The sequence below is a fragment of the Namhaeicola litoreus genome (genome assembly GCF_042679565.1).
GTDB classification, from domain to species: domain Bacteria; phylum Bacteroidota; class Bacteroidia; order Flavobacteriales; family Flavobacteriaceae; genus Namhaeicola; species Namhaeicola litoreus.
In genome coordinates this window covers 1,453,065-1,474,322 of sequence record NZ_JBHTMY010000003.1, presented here as the reverse complement: position 1 = coordinate 1,474,322, position 21,258 = coordinate 1,453,065, and the positions used below count along the sequence as shown (strand labels likewise).

The window sequence follows — 21,258 nt, the reverse complement described above, 5'->3', positions numbered from 1 at the left end:
TAATTATTTTTTTTTAGTTCCGTAAAAATAAAGAGAATGACTATCGATTTTGAGGTTAAAAACTTCTTCGATAGATTTTTTGATATTTTCGATTCGAGGATCACAAAATTCAATCACTTCACCGGTATCCGTGAGAATAATATGATCGTGCTGTTTATTAAAAAAAGATTTTTCGTAATGAGATTGATTCTGACCAAATTGGTGTCTTCGCACTAAGCCGCATTCTAAAAGCAATTCGATGGTGTTGTACAAGGTAGCTCTGCTCACACGGTAATTTTTATTTTTCATTTCAATATATAAAGATTCAATATCAAAATGAATTTCACTTTCATAGATTTCTTGCAAAATGGCAAATCTTTCAGGTGTTTTTCTATGACTATTTTTTTCCAAAAACTTGGTAAAATAGTCTTTTACTACATCAATATCCTTAGAATCTGTCATGTTAATTCTTCTGCGTTTTAATGGCAAATTTACATTTTAATCGCCGAAAAAGTTGTAAAAAAACGAATATTATTTCGTAATTCTTGTCACTTTATCAATTCCGTCCAACTTACTTAATTGATTAATTAATTTTGTGAGTTGTTCATTATTTTTTACTTCAACAGTCAATTTACCTTGAAAAATTCCTTGATTAGCGGCTATATTCATATTTTGGATATTGATCTGCAAATTATTGGAGATAATCCTTGTTACATCATTTGTTAAGCCCACACGGTCTATTCCTGATATGAGAATTTTTACTTTATAAGCTTGTTGCGAAGAATCTATCCACTTAGCAGGTAAAATTCTATAAGCATATTGCGATTGCATACCAAGGGCATTTGGACAATCGTATTTATGAATTTTAATACCTTCTTTTATGGTTACAAATCCAAAGACTTTGTCTCCTGGAATGGGGGAGCAGCATTTCGCAAATGTATAGTTCAGTTTCTCTCCTTCTTCACCAAACACCAGCATGTCGTAATTATTGGTGTTTTCATCGGTTGCTGGTTTCCCTTGATTCGAACTTCTTCTGATTCTATTTTTAAAAAAATTCACAAAGGCGTTAGAACGGGAACTGGCATATTTTTTAAGTTGTGTATTATCTATTGTTCCATTACCAATTCTAAAGAATAAATCGAAACTCGTTTTTAATTTGAAAAAATTTACTAACTCATTATATGTTTTTTCTGAGTTAGGAATTTTTAAATGGCGCAATTTCCTGTCTAAAGTTTCTTTCCCCTCATTTGCAGTAATTTTTTGCTCTTCTTTTAAAATTCCTTTTATTTTTGATTTTGCTCTTGCCGTTTGCGCAATATCTATCCAGGCTAATTTTGGCTTTTGATTAATTGAAGTGATAATTTCAACTTGATCACCACTAATAAGTTCATGATTTAATTGGACCAGTTTACCATTCACCTTGGCAGCCCGACAATGCATACCGACTTCAGTGTGAATAGAAAATGCAAAATCTATGGGTGTAGCACCTTTGGGTAAAGATTTTATATCTCCTTGAGGCGTAAATACATATATTTCTTTGGAATATAGGTTTAACTTGAATTGCTCTACAAAATCTATGGCATTGGCCTCAGGATTTTCAAGTGTTTCTTTCAATCTGTTTAGCCATAATTCCAATCCGCTTTCATTTACATTCCCGTGTTTGTATTTAAAATGTGCGGCATAACCCTTTTCTGCGATCTCATCCATCCTTTCTGATCGGATCTGTACTTCAACCCATTTTCCTTCCTGACCCATAACCGTGGTGTGCAAAGATTCATATCCTGTGGTTTTGGGCTGTGAAATCCAATCTCTAAGCCTACCAGGATTGGGATTGTAATGATCTGTAACGATGGAGTAAATTTTCCAGGCATTGAATTTTTCTTGCTTCAGGTTTGATTTATAAATAATTCTTATAGCGAATTTGTCGTAAATTTCATCAAAGGTGACAGATTGATTTCGCATTTTTCTACGTATCGAAAAAATAGATTTTGATCTACCTCTTATTTGGTATTTTACACCTTCCTTATCTAGGGAAGCTTTAATTGGATCTGAAAATGTTTGGATATATCTATCTTGATCTTCTTTGCTTTCTTTTATTCGGGTAACAATATCTTGATAGACATCAGGTTCGGTATATTTTAATCCTAAATCTTCTAGTTCTGTTTTAATATTGTACAGGCCAAGTCTATGTGCAAGTGGTGCATAAATATATAAGGTTTCAGAAGCAATTTTTATTTGTTTGTCTTCTTGCATAGATTCTAATGTTTGCATGTTGTGCAAACGATCAGCAATTTTGATCAAAATTACGCGGACATCATCATTTAATGTCAACAACATTTTTCTAAAGTTCTCGGCCTGAATGGAAATATCTTTATCCTTTTTTAAACGAGAAATTTTTGTTAGTCCATCAACAATTTTAGCAATAGTCGGTCCAAAATTCTTTTCAATATCAGCTAAAGTAATCTCTGTGTCTTCAACAACATCGTGAAGTAAAGCGGAGCAGATCGAATTGGCACCCAATCCAATTTCATTTGCCACAATTTTTGCGACCGCAATAGGATGATAAATATAGGGCTCACCTGTTTTACGTCTTTGGTTTTTATGTGCCTCTACAGAAAAATCAAAAGCTTTCCTGATCTTAAGCTTATCTTCTCTGCTTAAGGTCTGATAGGAATTGCGCAGCATGTCTTTATATCGACTGGCTATTTCCTTGTTTTCATCTTCTATTGTGGCAACATATGTCATATGTTAAAAATAATACTTTAAACCTATATTAACAAGCTAGTTTGTCTACTCGCTAATTCTTATGCTAGCAAATTCTGTACCCTTTCTAGAAGTGGAGGATGTGAATAGTGAAAAAAGACATATGCTTTATGTGGAGTGAGGTTACTTAAGCTTTTTCTAGATAGTTTTTTTAGAGATGATATTAGGTCGTTACCATTGTGATGAAACTTAGCAAAATCATCTGCTTCAAATTCAAATTGTCGAGACATATATTGCATTGCGATCCCAGTTATTTCAGAAATGGGACTAAATAAAAGTCCAAAGGCAATGAGGCCAATATGAAAGCTCGGTATTTTTACAGATAAAGCTTCAGCCAAAATGGGGTTGCCTATCAATAAGGACAAAATGTATAATGTTAATCCGGTAATTAGTGTAGACAAGATCATGTTATAGATAACATGTTTTTTTTTGTAATGACCAATCTCGTGTGCCAGAACGGCTACAATTTCATCCTCATTTAGATCTTCTATCAGCGTGTCGTAAAGTACAATTCTCTTTTTTGAACCAAAACCAGCAAAATAAGCATTTGCTTTCGTAGATCTTTTTGATCCGTCAATTACAAAAATATTATCTAAGGTAAATCCTGTTTTCTGGGCAAATGCATCTATTTTAGATCTCAAACTACCCTCTTCTAAAGGTGTTTGTTTATTGAAAAGAGGAACAATAATGCTGCTGTAAAAAAATGTAAAAAACAAGGTGAAAAGGGTTATTAATAGCCAGGTGAATATCCAAAAATATTCACCTGTTATTTGATAAAAATAAATGATCAGCGCTAATATACTTCCTCCTAGTAAAATGCTGAGAAACCAGCCTTTTAATTTATCTAAGAAAAATAATTTGGGTGTAGATTTGTTAAATCCGTATTTCTCCTCAATCACAAAGGTCTGATAATAACTAAAAGGAGTAGTAAGAATATCGTTTGCCAACATAATTACACCAAAAAAAATAAGACCTACTACGATTTGATTTGAAGAAAAAGATCTTGCAAACTCATCTATCCAAGCAAACCCTTTAAAGTAAAAAAATAATAATAAAACCACGAGAGAAAATATAGATGTCCAAAATGAAAACTGATAATTTTCTTTCTTGTAATTTTGAGATTTTAGGTATTCTTTTTCGTCGTAAACATCATCAATAAGTTTAGGAACTGGATCTTTAAAATGTTTCGCATTCAGATAATCCAAATATTTATCAAAAAAGAACTCCAATACCAATATGGTAATAATTAGTTCAAATAAAAAAGTAGGTGTCATAAACAAAAATTTCTTTGTCGTTTGGCTTCAAAAATAAGAATTGCTGCAGAGACAGACACATTTAACGAGTCAATCTTTCCTTGCATGGGGATAATAATTTTTTCATCTGCATTCTGGAGCCAAAAGTCACTCAATCCGGTATCTTCTGTTCCTACGATTATTGCTGTGGGTAACTTAAAATCAAAAGTAAAATAAGGTTTGCTAGTAGGGGTAAGTGCTGCGGCATAACTTTTTATTTTAATCCTTTTTAAAAACGCTAAAATAGCTTCATTAGAACCTTGAACGATCTGATTTGTAAAAATACATCCCACACTTGAGCGAATGATATTTGGATTATACAGATCTGTTTTCGGATTTGCAATCAAAACGGCGTCTACATGCGCAGCGTCTGCAGTGCGCAACAGTGCACCCAAATTACCCGGTTTTTCTGGAGCCTCTGCTATCAAAACCAACGGATTTTCCGAAAGCACTATGTCTTCAAATAATAGCTCACTGTACTTTGCAATCGCAATAAGTCCCTCAGTAGATTTTCTATGTGAGATTTTCTCATAGATTTCTTTGGTAATTCTAACGGTCGGACTTCCTGTTTTTTCTTCAATTTTTTTAAAATGCTTTTCTGGAAGCAATTCTTCACACCAAAGCAACTGGTCTATTTTATAACCTCCTTGAATAGCCAAGTCTATTTCTCTCAAACCTTCTATGACAAACTCACCTTGATTTTTTCTAATTTTAGATTTTGTTTGTAACAAAAGGACTTGTTTCACCAAAGGATTTTGGCTACTACTAATTGATTTATACACAGTTTACTTTTTCACAAAAATAAAAAAAGCTTTCCAAAGAAAGCTTTAAGTTTGTTATTTGGCATATTTATCTCGATACCGCTCGTATAACTCTGTTTGATGAGATTTTAAGATGATCTTTCTGCCATCTATAAATGCATCAGTAAGTTGATTAGTTCGCATGTCTAATGCATTTCCTTCAGAAATAAATAGAGTGGCACTTTTCCCAACTTCTAAGGTACCATATTTATCGTCGATACCTAATACTTTTGCAGTATTTTGAGTAATCATTTGAAGGGCCTGTTCTTCGCTTATTCCATAGGCAGTTGTATGGCCAGCATAAAAGGGTAAATTTCTAGAATTCATTCTATCCATTTGTCCACTAACTTCTAAGCCAACAAGAATATTGTTTTGCATAAGAAAGGCTGGAAGTTTGTAAAACATATCGTAATCATCATCTTCACTATTGGGTAATGAATGAACACGTTTAACCAATACAGGTGTTTTTGTTGATTTCAACAATTCTATCACTTTATGAGATTCGCTTCCTCCAACAATTATAATGTCTTTAATATTTAGGTCTTCAGAAAATTTTATTGCATCAATGATTTCTTGTTCGAGATCGGCATGAATGTATAGTTTTTTTTCTCCAGTAAAAAGGGGTTGCAATGATTCAAAACCTAGGTTTCTCGAATTGTTACTTTTTAAATCGTAGCCTTTTACTTGTAAAAACAATTCTTTTATTTCGGATATTTCTTTACTGTAATCTTTATTTACTTCACTGTATACTCTTAAACCAAAACTCACATTTTTGGATTTAAAAAGTGTAGGCCAATTTAAATGTGTTCCATCGTCAATTTTCACAGCCGCATCTTCCCAATTCCAGGCGTCTAATTGTACGATTGATGAAGTGCCAGAAATGGTGCCTCCTTGCGGAGTAATTTGAGCGAGTAGAATACCATTCAACCGACTTGCTTCCACAACTTGAGATTCTGCATTATAAGCGATTAAACTTCTAACGTTAGGAACTTCATCACCTATTTCTTGTTGGTCAATGGTGGCTTTTACAGCATCAATTTCTCCTAAGCCTAAAGTGGAATTTGGTACGATAAAACCCGGATAAACATGTTTTCCAGCAGCATTGATAATATTTCCAGTGGGTAAATCTGATTCATTACCTATAGAGGTGATTAAACCATTTTCAAATGCCAGGTTCGTGTTCTCAAGAACTTTTCCATTACCCAAATGCAATGTTGCTCCTTGAATTATTACCTTTTCAGTTTGACTTTTTGCAGGAGTTTGTTGTGCATTAGAAATGAGTCCAAATAATAATATGATGTTAAAAAACAAGTATTTCATAAGTTTATTAGTTTAATCTACTGTGTCACAGTGGTTAAGTTTGGTTTCATTTTTTTTAGGTTTTTGAGTCTCCGAGCCACTATTTTTTGCCTCTAGCATAGCGTTTATTAGTTGACTGCGCTCTTTTTGAATATTTGCTCTTTTCATTTTATCTGAATTCAAATCAAAATACGTTCTACCTTCGATCATAGTTCTTTCCGCAAGGGCATTTACAGATAAGGGATTGTCTGTCCATAATACCAAGTCAGCATCTTTTCCTACTTTTATACTTCCAACATAGCTATCTATGTGTAGTAGTCTTGCAGGATTTAAGGTGACCATTTTCCAAGCTTCTTCTTCAGAAATACCTCCATATTTAACGGTTTTTGCGGCCTCTTGATTTAGACGTCTCATCATTTCCGCATCATCAGAATTAATGGCGGTCACAACGCCCTCATTATGCATAAGGGCAGCATTATAAGGAATAGCATCTTTTACTTCGTATTTGTATGCCCACCAATCGCTAAAGGTAGATCCTCCTACACCGTGTGCGGCCATTTTATCTGCCACTTTGTATCCTTCGAGGATATGGGTAAAGGTGTTTATTTTAAAATTGAATTGCTCAGCAACTTTCATCAACATATTTATTTCGCTCTGAACATAGGAGTGGCAAGAAATAAATCTTTCTTTATTGATGATTTCGGCCAAAGTTTCCAATTCCAGGTCTTTTCTATAGGGCTTGCCACTTTTTTTAAGGATTTCATATTCTTTGGCACGCTGGAAATAATCAATAAAAACCTGTTCAACACCCATTCTTGATTGAGGAAAACGACCTCCCATCCAATTCGATTGCTTTACGTTTTCTCCCAGAGCAAATTTTATAAATTTAGGTGCTCGCTTATCAATTAATTGATCTGGAGTTTCACCCCATTTCATCTTTATAATGGCAGATCTCCCACCAATTGGATTTGCAGATCCATGAAGAATTTGAGCCTGTGTTACACCTCCTGCAAGCGCTCTGTAAATATTGATATCCTCAAAATTTATCGCCTCCTCCATTGTCACCTCTGCGGTAGAGTTTTGACCTACTTCATTTGTACTCACAGTTGAAATATGTGAATGCTCATCAATAATGCCTGATGTTAAATGCTTGCCAGTTCCATCAATTTCTTTGACATTATTCGCAGTTAATGCTTTGCCAATTTTAGCAATTTTTCCATCTTTTATTAAAACATCTGTATTTAATAAAACACCCTCTTTTTCGTTGGTCCAAACAGTGGCATTTTTAATAAGAACAGTTTCTTGAGCTGGTTTGTTGGTTAAACCGTAACCATTGTTTGGAAATGTTACTGGGGTGAGCCATGGTGTTTCTTTTCCATCTTTTTTAGTATTTTCATCTATCTTTTCATTCTTTTTTACAGAGGTAAATGAGGTTTCTCTACCATCACTTAAAACTGCAACGCCAGAAAATTTTGAAGGATCGATTACTTTTCCCGTTAAACGGATATATTCCGATTCTTTTTTTGATGAATTGAAATAGAGATTTATCCAATTGTCTGTAAAACTTATTTTTGCAGGAATATTAATGGTGTCTTTTTTAACCTTTGCTTTTAAGTCAGGATTTGATCCGTCAATTTGAAGATCGTAACTTTGGCTGTTTATTTGTAAAGTGTAATTGCCCGAAAGGTCGAGAAGATCTATATCATTGATCACATGTCTTTTTCCTTGAATCCAATTTTCATAGATTATGGTTTCTTTTTCAAAAATGTCATCAGAACTAATAATAAAATTGGCCAGTTTACCCTTTTCTAAGGTTCCCATTTGCTGAGATTTGCCCAATATTGAAGCAGGAATTGTCGTTAAAGAAGCCAATGCAGCTTTTTTATCGAAACCGTAACTTATAGTTTTGAGCAAATTTTCTTTAAAATCACTTGTCTTTTCTAGTCCAAATGAGGTTAGTGAAAAGTTTATTCCCATTTTTTGAAGATTGGCTAGATTAGTTGGTGCTTGATTCCAATATCGCATATCGCTTAGTGCAATATAATCTGCCAGCATAGGGTTTTCAACATCATAAGCTTTAGGAAAATTGAGCGGAATTATAAGGCTGTTTCCAGCTTTTTTAAAATGTTCTGCAAGTTGGTATTCATTTCCTCCTCCGACAATTACAAAGTTGGTTTGTAATTCTTTTCCGAGCTGTATTGCCCTTAAAGCATCAGCTTTATCACCTGCGTAAAAAATTTGTAATAAAGATTTATTTCGATTATAAGCTTCAAGAGAGAGATCTTTGGTCTCACTACCGCCTTTTTGATACCAATCTGCATCAAAGGAAACTTGTTTTAATAAAGCCATGCTACCCATAATGGAATTGGGATAAATCTGATTACTTTCGTCACTCTTTTTAAAAGATAAAAATTGGGCAGATCGATCATCTAAAATTCTTTGGGCATCTGTTCCCAGTTCATTCAAGGACACCAAAACGCCAGTGCCTCGGATTATACCATCGGGTTTATGTGTGTGTACAATGCCAAAGCCTAATTTTCTTAATTCTTCGGCTTTTTTTTGATCAAACTTAAATTCGGAAACACCATTTCGCTCAGGAAGAATATGGTCATTCCAATAATAACCTTCTCGTTTTGAATCGTATTGTGGAGAACCTCCAGATCTAAAATTTCCAGAGCCTTTTTTTTCAACAGAGAAACCAAAATCTGAATAAGCTTCTATAAAAGATGGATAAATACTTTTTCCTTTTAAATCAATAATAACACAATTTTTCGGAAGATTACTTGATGAAGATACATTTACAATTTCATCTCCTCTTATAAGCAAGGTACCCTCTACTTTTTGGTTAGGATTGACGTGAATAACAGCATTCGTAAATGCTGTATAATTTTGGTTCTCATTTTTAACACCATAGTTTTTAGGGAAGTATTCTTGCCCGCTCAGAATAGCAGGGAATACAAAAAGAAAAAATATTATTTTTTTAATCATAAAAATGTGGTTTCGGTAAATATATAAAAAGAATTATAATCCATACTTTTCTTTATATGCGATGAGTAATTTTGTCATATTCGAATAACTCTTCATTCCATCTTCTTGGTTGTTCACTTTTAAATATCCATCATAGAAAGCTTTAAAGTAGGCTTCAGAGGCATTTTGGTACTTAGCCCAAAACAATTCCATTTCTTCAATATTTTTGATAATACCTTTTGGGGTTCTAGCCAAAAGATCTTGTGCTTTTTCTGGGTTCGCTATATATAGGTCGAATAGTGAATATCTGTAAGCCATCAATAATCCTGAATACTTTATATAAGGATCATCATGATAGTAGGCTGCCAAAAATCCAATGAAATTTGCCTCGCTCTCAAAACCAACACCCATCTGATGTGCCATTTCATGTAAACAAATAATAGGCAAAGAGACTTTAGGTACCAAATAATCTACTTGAGCTTCTCCTGTGAAAGGGTTGAGGTAACCCGAGAAACCCATATAGGTTAATGGTAGGCTGATCAAAGATTTTTTAAGAGAAATGGGGCGGTAATCGAGATCGGGAATTCTATTTTGTAGGTTTTCGTAACCCCCGGGAACTATATCAAAAATTTGATTTTTGGTATAGTGAATTACTACAGGTAAGCTGTCAATTTCAACAATTTTGTTGAGTGTTTTTGAAGTTTCGTTTAAGATAAATTCAGAAAGTTCCAGAAGTTGTATTTCGTTTAATTCCTTTTCATCTAAAGTTAATCTGGCGTAAACATTTTCTCTTGAATAGTTTAACCCCCAAAGGAAATAGAATAAAAAATAAATGATAGACACTGTTGCTCCAACAGAATAAATACTTGTTTTGTTTCTAAAACTTTTGTGTGAAATAAATAAAACTATATATCTGGTTATTAATACTATAGATAGTCCATACAAAATATCTCCGAAAGAAAATGGTATCCAACCAAAAGTGAATCTAAAGACTTTTGAAAGGCCCATGTAAATTCCCTGACTGTAGTATTTTTCTATCCACCTAGGAAAAAAGGAGCTCAACCAAACCAAGAATATTTGGACAATTAAACTATAGGTTAGCCATTTTTTTAGATCTTTCATCAGGGTCACAATTTAATGATACAGATTGAAACTACAGAACCTAATTTGCGAAAATATTTTTAGAGATATTTTTCATTTTAGATGAAAAAATATACATTTACCTTAGCTTCAAAGGTTATTAACAAATAATCACTTTTCAACAATAATTGTTGAAATATACTACTTCTAAAAAAGTATTTATAAAGTATTATTAAGGTACATTTGTCAAATGGAAAAAGCGAAAGTAATACAGTCGAAAGGCATGAAAATGGGAAATATTATCAATCTTGAGCAGGGAAAGCTTCCTCCTCAAGCTGTTGATTTAGAGGAGGCTGTATTAGGTGCTATGTTAATTGATAAAAAAGGAGTTGATGATGTGATAGATATTCTTCATCCCGATGTTTTTTACAAACCAGCTCACCAATATATCTATCAGGCTATTTTCCATTTGTTTAACGCATCAGAACCTATCGACTTATTGACTGTGTCTAACCAATTGAGAAAACAATCACAATTGGATGCTGCGGGCGGAGATTATTATCTGATCAATTTAACTCAAAAAGTGTCTTCTGCGGCTCACGTAGAATTTCACGCCCGGATTATACTACAAAAGTATATCCAAAGACAATTAATTTCAATTTCGAGTGAAATTATTAAAAGTTCTTATGACGAAACCACAGATGTATTCGATTTATTAGATGAAGCCGAAGCCAAATTGTTTGATATTACACAAGGTAATTTGAAAAAAAGTTCTGAGGCGGCAGAAAATTTAGTTAGTCAGGCGCTAAAGAAAATAGAAGAAATATCGAATAAAGAAGGAATGAGTGGGGTACCCACCGGTTTTACGAAAGTGGACAACATTACGTCAGGTTGGCAGCCATCTGATTTAGTAATTCTGGCAGCCAGACCGGGTATGGGGAAAACTGCTTTTGTGATGTCGATGGCAAAGAATATGGCCATAGAATTTAATATTCCGGTTGCTATATTTTCTCTAGAAATGTCTTCTGTTCAGTTGATTACCCGGATGATCTCAAGTGAAACTGGAATATCTTCTGAGAAATTGAGAAAAGGGAATCTTGAGGCTTTTGAATGGGAAATATTAAATAGAAAAGTAAAGAATTTATCGGAAGCTCCTGTTTATATTGATGATACACCCTCATTATCTATCTTCGATTTGAGAGCAAAAGCCAGGCGTTTGGTGTCACAGCATGATGTAAAAATTGTTGTGATTGATTATTTGCAATTGATGACCGTTGGAGGAAATGGAAAAGGTGGAGGTAACCGTGAACAGGAAATTTCGATGATTTCCAGGAACCTGAAAGCCTTGGCGAAAGAATTAAATATACCTGTTATAGCTTTGTCTCAGTTATCAAGGGCAGTAGAAACAAGAGGAGGAAGTAAAAGACCTTTGTTATCGGATTTAAGAGAATCTGGTGCAATTGAGCAGGATGCTGATATAGTTTCTTTTATTTTTAGACCTGAATATTATGGAATGACGGAATGGGATGATGATGAAAGAACGCCGTGTGAAGGACAGGCAGAGTTTATTATTGCGAAACACAGAAATGGTGGCTTAGATAATATTCGTCTTAAGTTTGTGGGTAAACTAGCGAAGTTTGCTAACCTTGAAGAAGGTTTTGATACAGAATTTCAATCTTCAATTAATACTGGCGTTTCACCTGTTCATTTTGGAAGTGCACAAGATGCTTTCGGACCTGATGATGAGGAAGATGTACCTTTCTAATTTATTCTTAATGTCATCAAAAAAGTATTTTTTTTTAATACTTTTTTTGTTGTGCTTCCACGCGAGGGCTTCATTTTTGCTTGTTCCGATGGATACTTCGCAATCCAATCATCTTAAAGCTTATGGAATCACTTTTTTTTCTTTACAAAATGGAGTTAAAGTTCAATGGCTTTTGAATTACTTAGGAGGATCCTTTTTGTTAGAAAATCAGGAATTTTTAAAAAAGGAATTAATTATTCGCGGCATATCTTATAAAGAAATTTCTGATGTTGCTGCTGCTGAGATTTTAAGTGAAATTGAAAGTCCGTCTAAAAATCAAACAACCGTACTTCTAGAAAAAGCGCCAAAAATTGCAGTATATTCACCGAAATCAAATCAACCATGGGATGATGCCGTAACCTTGGTCTTGCAATATGCCGAAATTCCTTACGACGTAATTTACGATAAGGAAGTTCTTGAAGATAAATTATTGCTTTATGAATGGCTGCATTTACATCATGAAGATTTTACCGGTCAATATGGGAAGTTCTATGGCGCTTTTCGATCTGCACCTTGGTATATCGAAGCAAAAGTAGAAGCAGAGGAATTAGCAAAAGAATTAGGTTATCAGAAAGTATCACAAGAAAAGTTAGCTGTTGCTACAAAAATTAGGGATTATGTTTATGGAGGTGGATTTATGTTTGCAATGTGCTCTGCCACAGATAGTTTCGATATTGCTCTGGCAGCAGAAGGTGTTGATATTTGTGAGTCGGTTTTCGATGGAGATCCATCAGACCCTGACTATCAAACCAAAATAGATTTCAATAAAACATTTGCTTTTACCGATTTCGTCTTAGAAAGAAACCCTGTCATCTATGAGTTTTCGAGTATTGATATGACCCAAAAGAGAAATATTCTCAAAACAGAAGATTACTTCGAACTTAAAGAATATAGCGCGAAATGGGATCGAATTCCGAGTATGTTGTGTCAAAACCACACGTTAATGGTGAAGGGCTTTATGGGTCAAACGACTTCTTTTAATCCTACACAAATTAAACCACATGTTTTGGTCATGGGAGAAAACAAAGTGAACGGAGAGGCCAGATATATACATGGAGTTCAAGGAAAAGGAATGTTTACATTTTACGGAGGCCATGATCCTGAAGATTATCAACATAGGGTAGGAGATGCCAAAACTGAATTAGACCTGCATCCCAATTCACCGGGATATAGATTGATTTTGAATAATGTCTTGTTTCCTGCCGCCAAAAAACAAAAACAAAAAACCTAATATTTCTATTAGGTTTTGAGAATTACTTATTTTTTTGGTCTATCCATTTTTTAGCATTTTCGAAAGCCTCTAACCATGGACTTACTTCATCTTCTCTTCCCTCTGGATAATTAGCCCAGTTCCATTGAAAAATGGACCTCTCAATATGTGGCATCATTACTAAGTGTCTTCCATCATCACTAGACATCATCGCCGTGTTAAAATCAGATCCATTTGGGTTTGCAGGATAGCCTTCGTAACCATATTTTGCTACAATATGATATTGGTCTTCACCATAAGGAAAGTTAAACTTCCCTTCGCCATGAGATATCCAAACCCCTAAAGTACTTCCGGCTAACGATGACAACATGACAGAATTATTCTCTTGAATCTTTACTGATGTAAAATTACTTTCATGTTTAAATGAATCATTATGGAGCATTTTTGGTTTTTCCTCGTGATCTGGGTTGATCAATTCTAACTCAACAAATAATTGGCAACCATTACAAATCCCTACAGAAAGGGTGTCCTCTCTCGCAAAGAAATTTTGAAGTGCTTCGTTGGCTTTTTGATTATATTTAAAAGCGCCTGCCCATCCTTTTGCAGAGCCTAAAACATCACTATTAGAAAAACCACCAACTGCACCAATAAATTGGATGTCTTCTAGATTCTCTCTGCCAGTCATCAAGTCGGTCATATGTACATCTTTTACATCAAAGCCGGCTAAATACATGGCATGTGCCATTTCTCTTTCGCTATTCGATCCCTTTTCTCTGATAATGGCAGCTTTTGGCTTTTTTTTATCGTTGATCAGAGGAAGTTTACCATTAAAATGAGTAGGAAATTTAAAATTTAATGGCTGATTTTTGTAATTTTTAAAACGCTCTTCCGCCTGATTGTTTTTACACTGATTTTTATCAAGTAAATAAGAAGTTTTAAACCAGATGTCTCTGTATTCTGCAATATCAAAAGAAAGATCAAAATTTTTGATATCCAGGTATTTTCCCTTTACAGCTTTTCCAATTTCTTTAAAAACGATCTGATTTTCAGCTAATATACTTTCTACAATCTGCGGTTGATCTGTCTGAATAATAACACCACTGTTTTCAGAAAACAAAAGTTCAACGATATCTTTGTTATTGAAGGGAGATAAATCTATTTCGGCAGCCACTTCTTTTTCGGCAAAACACATTTCTAAAAGCGTCGTAATTAAACCTCCCGATGAAATATCGTGCCCTGCAGAGATTAATCCCAATTTGATTAATTTTTGTACCGTATTAAAAGCATTTTTAAAATATAAATCGTCTTGAATGTTAGGTGCTTTTGATCCAACTTTATTTTGAGTCTGAGCAAAGCTAGAGCCACCTAAACTTAATTCATCTTTAGAAAAATCTAAATGATAAATTTTATTATTTGCTGAGGTTTTTAAAACGGGTTCAATTACTTTACTGACATCCTGACATTGACCCCCTGCAGATATAATTACTGTTCCTGGAGAAAGAACTTCATCGTTTTTGTATTTCTGCTTCATTGAAAGTGAATCTTTTCCTGTTGGAATATTGATGCCTAATGCAATAGCAAAAGCTGAGGCAGCTTCAACGGCCCTGTACAACCTGGCATCTTCTCCTTCATTTCTGCAAGGCCACATCCAATTCGCTGAAAGTGAAACAGATTCGAGATCCTTCTCTAAGGGAGCCCAAACAATGTTAGTTAAAGATTCAGCAATGGCCATTTTTGATCCAGCTCCTTCATCAATCAAAGCAATAGCAGGTGCATGTCCGATTGACGTTGCGATTCCGCTTTTCCCTTTAAAATCAATAGCCATCACACCAACATTATTTAAAGGTAGCTGCAAAGAACCACAACATTGTTGTTTGGCTACTTTGCCACCAACACAACGATCTACTTTATTGGTAAGCCAATCTTTACAAGCGACAGCTTCTAAGGTAAGTACTTGCTTTACATAGTCGTATATGTGTTCAGATGAATAGTTGATATCGGCATATTTTCTAATGATATATTTGTCGTTCATGATGGTTTTTGGCGAACTGCCAAACATATCTATCAACTTAAAATCCATTGGATTTTTAGGTAATTTATCCGATTTAAAAACAAATTTTCCATCATTGGTTACTTTTCCTACTGTATAAAACGGAGATCGCTCGCGGTCAGCAATACGGTGGAGCAGATCAATGTCTTTGTCGTGAATGACCAAACCAATTCTTTCTTGCGATTCATTCCCAATAATTTCTTTGGCTGAAAGTGTAGGGTCACCAACAGGTAATGCGTGTAAATCAATTTCCCCACCTGTATCTTCCACTAATTCCGATAAACAATTTAGATGTCCACCAGCACCATGATCATGGATAGAAATAATTTTATTATCATCGCTCTCTACCATGGCGCGAATGGTATTTGCAACTCTTTTTTGCATTTCGGGGTTAGATCTTTGAACCGCGTTTAACTCAATAGCGTTGCTAAATTCTCCGGTATCAGCAGAAGATACAGCTGCGCCACCCATACCAATTCTATAATTATCTCCACCAAGTACAACAATATCATCTCCTGGTGTTGGTTTGTCCTTTATACTATCTACTTTTTTGCCATATCCAATACCTCCGGCCAACATAATTACCTTATCATAGGCTAGTTTTCTATTGTGCTCTTCATGTTCAAAAGTATAAAGAGAACCTGAGATAAGAGGTTGCCCAAATTTATTCCCAAAATCCGATGCTCCATTTGATGCTTTGATTAATAGATCTATTGGTGTTTGGTATAGCCAATCTCTTTCTGCAATTTTTTCCCACGGTTTTTCCTTATTTAATCTTGGGTAAGGAGTCATGTAAACGGCTGTTCCCGCTAATGGTAAAGAACCTTTTCCACCGGCCAAACGGTCTCGTATTTCTCCTCCCGATCCTGTTGCTGCTCCATTAAATGGTTCTACAGTAGTAGGGAAATTATGTGTTTCGGCTTTTAAGGATATAACTGATTCGATTTCTTTTTTCTCATAAAAATCCGGTTTGTCAAAACTTTTAGGAGCAAATTGTTCCATTAATGGTCCTTCAACAAAAGCAACATTATCTTTGTAAGCCGAAACCAAAGAGTTTGGATTTTGTTGTGAGGTTTTTTTAATCAATTTAAACAATGAACTTTCCTTTTCAATCCCATCAATTACAAAAGTTCCATTAAAAATTTTATGTCGACAATGCTCTGAGTTCACTTGAGAAAATCCAAAAATTTCCGAATCAGTAAGTTTTCTACCCAGTTTTTTAGTTAAATTCTCAAGGTAATCTATTTCTTCAGTACTAAGCGCTAATCCCTCTTTTTCGTTATAAGCAGCAATATTATCAATATCTAATATTGGCTCAGGAGTAATGTCAATTGTAAATAACGTTTGATCTAGAACTTTATATAGTGCTTGAACCATTGGGTCAAATGTCTCTTCAATTTTAGATTTATAAAACTCTTCAATGCGAACGATATTTTGAATTCCCATGTTTTGGGTGATTTCGACGGCATTCGTACTCCATGGACTGATCATTTCTTTTCTAGGACCAATAAATAAACCCTTTAGGTTTTTGTCTGATAATAACTCAGCATTCCCAAACAGCCAAATAAGCTTTTCTATACTCTCTGGATCAAAATTTGCTGAAGTACCTACAGCATATATGGTTTGGTTCTTTTGAAAAAAATAGATCATCTTTTTTAGATTGATTTTAATGAGGCACAAATTTAAAAAAGCTCGTGCGAATAATGTATTTTGTAAATAACTTTATATTTATTTTGACGCATTTTTAACGAGTAAAGCCATATAAAACCCGTCAAATCCGGTTTTGGATGGAGAAATTTTCTTTTCTTCTACCAAAGAGAAATTTGAGTTTTTCTCCAGAAAATTTTTCACCTGATTCTCATTTTCAGAAGGAAGAATAGAACAAGTCGCATAGACTAAATTACCACCCGGTTTTAACATTGCTGAATAATTTTGTAAAATTTCAGCTTGTGTTTTTCTGATTTCATCTATAAATTCTGGTTGTAATTTCCATTTGGCATCAGGATTTCTCTTTAGTACACCTATCCCGCTACATGGCGCATCAATAAGTACTTTATCTGCCGAATTGTGCAATTTCTTTATTGTTTTGTTACTTTCAATAGGTCTTATGGTAATATTATGCGCACCATTTCTTTTAGCCCTTCTTTTTAATTCTAGCAGTTTGTTCTCGTAAAGATCTAAAGCGATAATCTGACCCTTATTCTCCATTAAACTTGATAGGTGAAGTGCTTTACCACCTGCGCCAGCACAAGCATCTATCACACGGTCGCCTGGCTTTACCTGTAAAAATGGAGCAACTAATTGAGAAGAGGCGTCTTGTACTTCAAATAAACCATTTTTAAAAGCCTCAGTTTGAAAGACGTTTTGTCTTTCTGTTAAGATCAGTGCGTCGGGATAATCAGGATTTTGGGTTGTATTAACTCCTTCTTTTTCCAATGTAATCTTTAGGGCAGTGGGGCTGGTTTTTAGTCTATTAGTTCTTAAAATCACTTCCGCCTGTTGGTTAAGTGCAGCAATTTCTTTCGTCCATTTTTCGCCTAATTCCTTTTCACCTAATTCGTCTAACCAATCTGGAATTGATTCTCTGAATTTTCTTATTTTGTTCAATTCATCAAACTTACCCTTAATTCTTCTTGAAGGTGTTTCTTCAAAACCTCGCCAATCAGGTAATTTGTATCCTTGTAATACGGCCCATACAGAAAAATTTTTCCAAATATTTTCACGAGAATAAAAACCTTTTGTACCAGCAATTTCATTGTACATTCTTTTCCAACGTACCATATTATAAACAGTCTCTGCAATAAACTTTCTATCTCGAGCACCCCAACGTTTGTCTCTTTTTAGTGTTTTTTGAACTACTTTATCAGCGTACTCATCTTCGTTATAGATTGAGTATAAGGCATCTACTACCGCCATAACTAAGGTTCGGTGTAAACGTTTATCGTTGGAATTTTCCATGTAAAAGGATGTGAATTTGAAAGTGCAAAGATACTTATTCTGAGGGAAGTAAAGTCGAATTTTTTGAATAACTATGACGGTCTAAAATTTTTCAAAAACACTTAATCCAAAAAGTGCGAAATCGTACTTTGTGGGATCTAATGGATCCAAAATTCTCAACTGATTATCTAATTCTTTTAAGGCTTTTGCATCGTTTTGTTTCCTTTGAACTAATCCTAATTTTCGAGCAATATTTCCGGAATGGACGTCTAAGGGGCAAGATAATATAGATGGGGAAATGTTTTCCCATAAGCCAAAATCTACACCATTGTTATCGTTTCTAACCATCCAGCGCAAGAACATGTTAATTCTTTTTGCGGCAGAACCTTTTATTGGATCGGATATATGTTTTTCTGTTCTTTGATTATGTGGAATTTCAAAGAAGATTTTTTTGAATTGATGAATAGCAAATTGAAGCTCATTTTCAGTTTGGAATTTTGTAAAAATATCTTCTAATCCGCCGTAATTTAGATAGATATGCTGTAAGCTTTTGACAAATTGGATTAGATCAATTCCATTAAAAGTTCTGTGTACAAAATTTTTAAGTTTGTCGAGATCTACTTTTTCATGATTCATCACAAAATCAAATGGAGCATCATCCATTAATTCCATCAAGATGAGTGCGTTTTTAATAATGCTTTTTCGGTTACCCCATGCAATAGTTGAAGAGAAAAAACCTGAAATCTCAATATCTTCTTTTTTTGTAAAACGATGTGGAATTTGAATAGGATCGGATTCTATGAATTTAGGTTGATTGAATTCATCGGCTTTAAAATCTAAAAATTCTTTCAACTCACTTTGCGTCATTTTTGTCTTTTTTCTAGAATTTCAAAAGTAAAGAAATCGTTGGACATAACTTATTTACTATATTCGTATTCCGATGAGCAATATGGATAAATTACAAACTTCAATTGCCTATTTAAAAGGGGTTGGTCCAGGTAGAGCAGATATTTTAGGTAAAGAATTAGGCATTTTCACTTTTGCTGATTGTTTGAATTTTTTTCCATTTCGATATATTGATAAAACTAAGTTTTATAAAATAAATGAATTGTTGCCTAATTCGTCAGAAGTACAGCTTATCGGTAAAATCTCTAATTTAAGAACTGTCAAACAAAAAAGGGGTAGTAGGCTTACGGCTCATTTTACTGATGAAACAGGTAGTATAGATTTGGTTTGGTTTAAAGGTGCCAAATGGATTCAGGATTCCATAAAACCCAATACATCCTATGTGATTTATGGAAAGCTAACTGTGTTTAACGGGATGTTCAATATGCCACACCCTGAGATGGAATTGCTCTCTACTAATAAAGCAAGTTTACGTTCAGCGCTTCAGCCTGTCTATCGATCAACTGAAAAATTGACCAATAAAGGTATCAATAACAGGGTTATGCAAGGTTTGGTTCAACAAATTTTGAAAGAGATCAATGGCAGGTTTGAAGAATCGTTGTCGACAGAAATTCTGGAAAAGTACAGGTTAGTTTCTAAGTCTGAGGCCATGTTTCAAATTCATTTTCCGGAAAACCAAGAAAAACTATTTGAAGCACAAAAACGTTTGAAATTTGAAGAATTGTTTTTTATTCAATTACAATTAATTCGGAAAAAAGTTTTGAGAAATATAAAATTCAAGGGTTTTGTTTTTAAGGAAATAGGAGATCATTTTTATCAATTTTATGAAAAACACCTACCTTTTGAATTGACAAATGCACAGAAAAAAGTGCTGAAAGAAATTAGAAAGGATTTAGGTTCTGGGGCTCAGATGAATCGGTTGTTACAGGGGGATGTAGGATCGGGAAAAACTATAGTTGCATTATTGACTATGTTAATGGCTCTGGACAATGATTTTCAATCGGCCTTGATTGCACCGACAGAAATTTTGGCTACTCAGCATTATAATGCTTTGGTAGAACTTTTGGGTGAGATGGAAATTAAAATCGACTTACTTACAGGATCAACCAAAACTTCGAAAAGAAAACAAATTCATGCAGATTTATTATCTGGTGATTTACACATACTAGTTGGAACACATGCGGTTTTTGAAGAAATCGTACAATTTAAAAATTTAGGCTTAGCTATTATTGATGAACAGCACAGATTTGGTGTTGCACAACGAGCAAAGATGTGGGAAAAGAATCATTTACCGCCACATGTTTTAGTCATGACCGCAACGCCTATACCGAGAACTTTGGCCATGAGTATTTATGGTGATTTAGATATTTCTATCATAGATGAACTACCCCCAGGAAGAAAAATGATAAAAACAGTCCATCGATTTGACAAAAATAGATTAGCCGTTTTTCATTTTATCAAAGAAGAAATTAAAAAGGGGAGGCAAGTTTACATTGTTTATCCGCTCATTGAAGAATCTGAACAACTCGATTATAAAGACTTGATGGATGGTTTTGAAAGTATTTCGAGAGAATTTCCTCTTCCGGATTTTAGAATAAGTATCGTACACGGAAAAATGAAATCGGCAGATAAAGATTATGAAATGCAGAGATTTGTAAAAGGAGAAACACAAATTATGGTGGCAACAACCGTCATCGAGGTAGGCGTTAATGTGCCAAATGCCAGCGTAATGATTATAGAAAGCGCAGAACGTTTTGGTTTGTCGCAATTACATCAATTAAGAGGAAGAGTTGGGCGTGGTGCTGACCAAAGCTATTGTATTTTAATGACCGGAAGCAAGTTATCTGATGATGCTAAGATAAGATTGCAGACCATGGTAGAATCGAATGACGGTTTTCAGATAGCCGAAGTAGATCTGAAGTTGAGAGGACCGGGAGATTTGGCAGGAACGCAACAAAGTGGGGTATTGAATCTTAAAATTGCGGATATCAGTAAAGATGCCCAATTGCTTTTTTTGGCGAGGGAAGAAGCAATCAATTTAATAAAATCGGACCCCAATTTATCAGATCCTAAGAATTTTTTAACTTCTAAAACCTATCAAAAGATTATCCTTAATAAAGAGAATTGGACAAATATTAGTTAATTTGTGCTATAAACTACCTTGACCTTAA

13 protein-coding genes are annotated in these 21,258 nt (G+C 34.4%); 3 read left to right on the top strand and 10 right to left on the bottom strand.

Annotated elements, in window-relative coordinates:
* Window positions 1-3: 3 nt before the first annotated feature.
* The 7 genes from ACFQ39_RS13755 to ACFQ39_RS13725 all read right to left on the bottom strand — a co-directional run bounded on the left by ACFQ39_RS13755 (window position 4) and on the right by ACFQ39_RS13725 (window position 10,222).
* Entirely contained in the window at window positions 4-441 is a 438-nt protein-coding gene (locus tag ACFQ39_RS13755) for a Fur family transcriptional regulator (RefSeq protein WP_377179904.1), read from the bottom strand.
* A gap of 69 nt (window positions 442-510) precedes the next feature.
* Window positions 511-2,724: a RelA/SpoT family protein gene (locus ACFQ39_RS13750; RefSeq protein WP_377179902.1), complete on the bottom strand. Its 2,214-nt coding sequence runs from the start codon at window positions 2,722-2,724 to the stop codon at window positions 511-513.
* A gap of 59 nt (window positions 2,725-2,783) precedes the next feature.
* Complete coding sequence (locus ACFQ39_RS13745; protein ID WP_377179900.1) at window positions 2,784-4,016, bottom strand: M48 family metallopeptidase; 1,233 nt, start codon at window positions 4,014-4,016, stop codon at window positions 2,784-2,786.
* Entirely contained in the window at window positions 4,013-4,816 is an 804-nt protein-coding gene (locus ACFQ39_RS13740; protein ID WP_377179898.1) for a TrmH family RNA methyltransferase, read from the bottom strand. The genes ACFQ39_RS13745 and ACFQ39_RS13740 overlap by 4 nt, the downstream gene beginning before the upstream one ends.
* Window positions 4,817-4,870: 54 nt before the next feature.
* Window positions 4,871-6,154, bottom strand: a complete 1,284-nt coding sequence (locus ACFQ39_RS13735; protein WP_377179896.1) for an amidohydrolase family protein — start codon at window positions 6,152-6,154, stop codon at window positions 4,871-4,873.
* 12 nt (window positions 6,155-6,166) lie between these two features.
* Window positions 6,167-9,121 carry an amidohydrolase family protein gene (locus ACFQ39_RS13730; RefSeq protein ID WP_377179894.1) on the bottom strand — a complete coding sequence of 985 codons (2,955 nt, stop codon included), beginning with the start codon at window positions 9,119-9,121 and terminating at the stop codon, window positions 6,167-6,169.
* A gap of 33 nt (window positions 9,122-9,154) precedes the next feature.
* Window positions 9,155-10,222, bottom strand: coding sequence for a DUF3810 domain-containing protein (locus tag ACFQ39_RS13725; RefSeq protein WP_377179892.1), 1,068 nt, complete (start codon window positions 10,220-10,222; stop codon window positions 9,155-9,157).
* 208 nt (window positions 10,223-10,430) lie between these two features.
* Between ACFQ39_RS13725 and dnaB the strand changes: the two genes are divergently transcribed.
* Together dnaB and ACFQ39_RS13715 are read left to right on the top strand one after the other, a co-directional pair.
* A complete protein-coding gene (dnaB, locus tag ACFQ39_RS13720) occupies window positions 10,431-11,945 on the top strand; it encodes a replicative DNA helicase (RefSeq protein WP_377179890.1) in 1,515 nt (504 codons plus the stop codon).
* A 10-nt stretch (window positions 11,946-11,955) separates the two neighbouring features.
* Window positions 11,956-13,215: an asparagine synthetase B gene (locus ACFQ39_RS13715; RefSeq protein ID WP_377179888.1), complete on the top strand. Its 1,260-nt coding sequence runs from the start codon at window positions 11,956-11,958 to the stop codon at window positions 13,213-13,215.
* A 22-nt stretch (window positions 13,216-13,237) separates the two neighbouring features.
* Here ACFQ39_RS13715 and purL read toward each other — a convergent pair whose 3' ends face one another.
* The 3 genes from purL to ACFQ39_RS13700 form a co-directional block, all read right to left on the bottom strand.
* Window positions 13,238-16,894 (bottom strand): phosphoribosylformylglycinamidine synthase, encoded by a 3,657-nt coding sequence (gene purL / locus ACFQ39_RS13710; RefSeq protein ID WP_377179886.1) that lies wholly within the window; start codon window positions 16,892-16,894, stop codon window positions 13,238-13,240.
* Window positions 16,895-16,972: 78 nt separating this feature from the next.
* Window positions 16,973-18,202: an RsmB/NOP family class I SAM-dependent RNA methyltransferase gene (locus ACFQ39_RS13705; RefSeq protein WP_377179884.1), complete on the bottom strand. Its 1,230-nt coding sequence runs from the start codon at window positions 18,200-18,202 to the stop codon at window positions 16,973-16,975.
* Between the two features lie 81 nt (window positions 18,203-18,283).
* Window positions 18,284-19,048 carry a TIGR02757 family protein gene (locus ACFQ39_RS13700; protein WP_377179882.1) on the bottom strand — a complete coding sequence of 255 codons (765 nt, stop codon included), beginning with the start codon at window positions 19,046-19,048 and terminating at the stop codon, window positions 18,284-18,286.
* A gap of 73 nt (window positions 19,049-19,121) precedes the next feature.
* On the opposite strand from ACFQ39_RS13700, the gene recG reads away from it, so the two are divergent.
* Window positions 19,122-21,230, top strand: coding sequence for an ATP-dependent DNA helicase RecG (gene recG, locus ACFQ39_RS13695; RefSeq protein ID WP_377179880.1), 2,109 nt, complete (start codon window positions 19,122-19,124; stop codon window positions 21,228-21,230).
* Window positions 21,231-21,258: the final 28 nt, after the last annotated feature.

What these genes read in the sequence shown, in the direction of transcription:
- ACFQ39_RS13750 (WP_377179902.1), bottom strand. Translation starts at nt 2,724, where the DNA reads ATGACATATGTTGCCACAATAGAAGATGAAAACAAGGAAATAGCCAGT.
- ACFQ39_RS13755 (WP_377179904.1), bottom strand. Translation starts at nt 441, where the DNA reads ATGACAGATTCTAAGGATATTGATGTAGTAAAAGACTATTTTACCAAG.
- purL (WP_377179886.1), bottom strand. Translation starts at nt 16,894, where the DNA reads ATGATCTATTTTTTTCAAAAGAACCAAACCATATATGCTGTAGGTACT.
- ACFQ39_RS13730 (WP_377179894.1), bottom strand. Translation starts at nt 9,121, where the DNA reads ATGATTAAAAAAATAATATTTTTTCTTTTTGTATTCCCTGCTATTCTG.
- ACFQ39_RS13700 (WP_377179882.1), bottom strand. Translation starts at nt 19,048, where the DNA reads ATGACGCAAAGTGAGTTGAAAGAATTTTTAGATTTTAAAGCCGATGAA.
- ACFQ39_RS13705 (WP_377179884.1), bottom strand. Translation starts at nt 18,202, where the DNA reads ATGGAAAATTCCAACGATAAACGTTTACACCGAACCTTAGTTATGGCG.
- ACFQ39_RS13745 (WP_377179900.1), bottom strand. Translation starts at nt 4,016, where the DNA reads ATGACACCTACTTTTTTATTTGAACTAATTATTACCATATTGGTATTG.
- recG (WP_377179880.1), top strand. Translation starts at nt 19,122, where the DNA reads ATGAGCAATATGGATAAATTACAAACTTCAATTGCCTATTTAAAAGGG.
- dnaB (WP_377179890.1), top strand. Translation starts at nt 10,431, where the DNA reads ATGGAAAAAGCGAAAGTAATACAGTCGAAAGGCATGAAAATGGGAAAT.
- ACFQ39_RS13735 (WP_377179896.1), bottom strand. Translation starts at nt 6,154, where the DNA reads ATGAAATACTTGTTTTTTAACATCATATTATTATTTGGACTCATTTCT.
- ACFQ39_RS13715 (WP_377179888.1), top strand. Translation starts at nt 11,956, where the DNA reads ATGTCATCAAAAAAGTATTTTTTTTTAATACTTTTTTTGTTGTGCTTC.
- ACFQ39_RS13725 (WP_377179892.1), bottom strand. Translation starts at nt 10,222, where the DNA reads ATGAAAGATCTAAAAAAATGGCTAACCTATAGTTTAATTGTCCAAATA.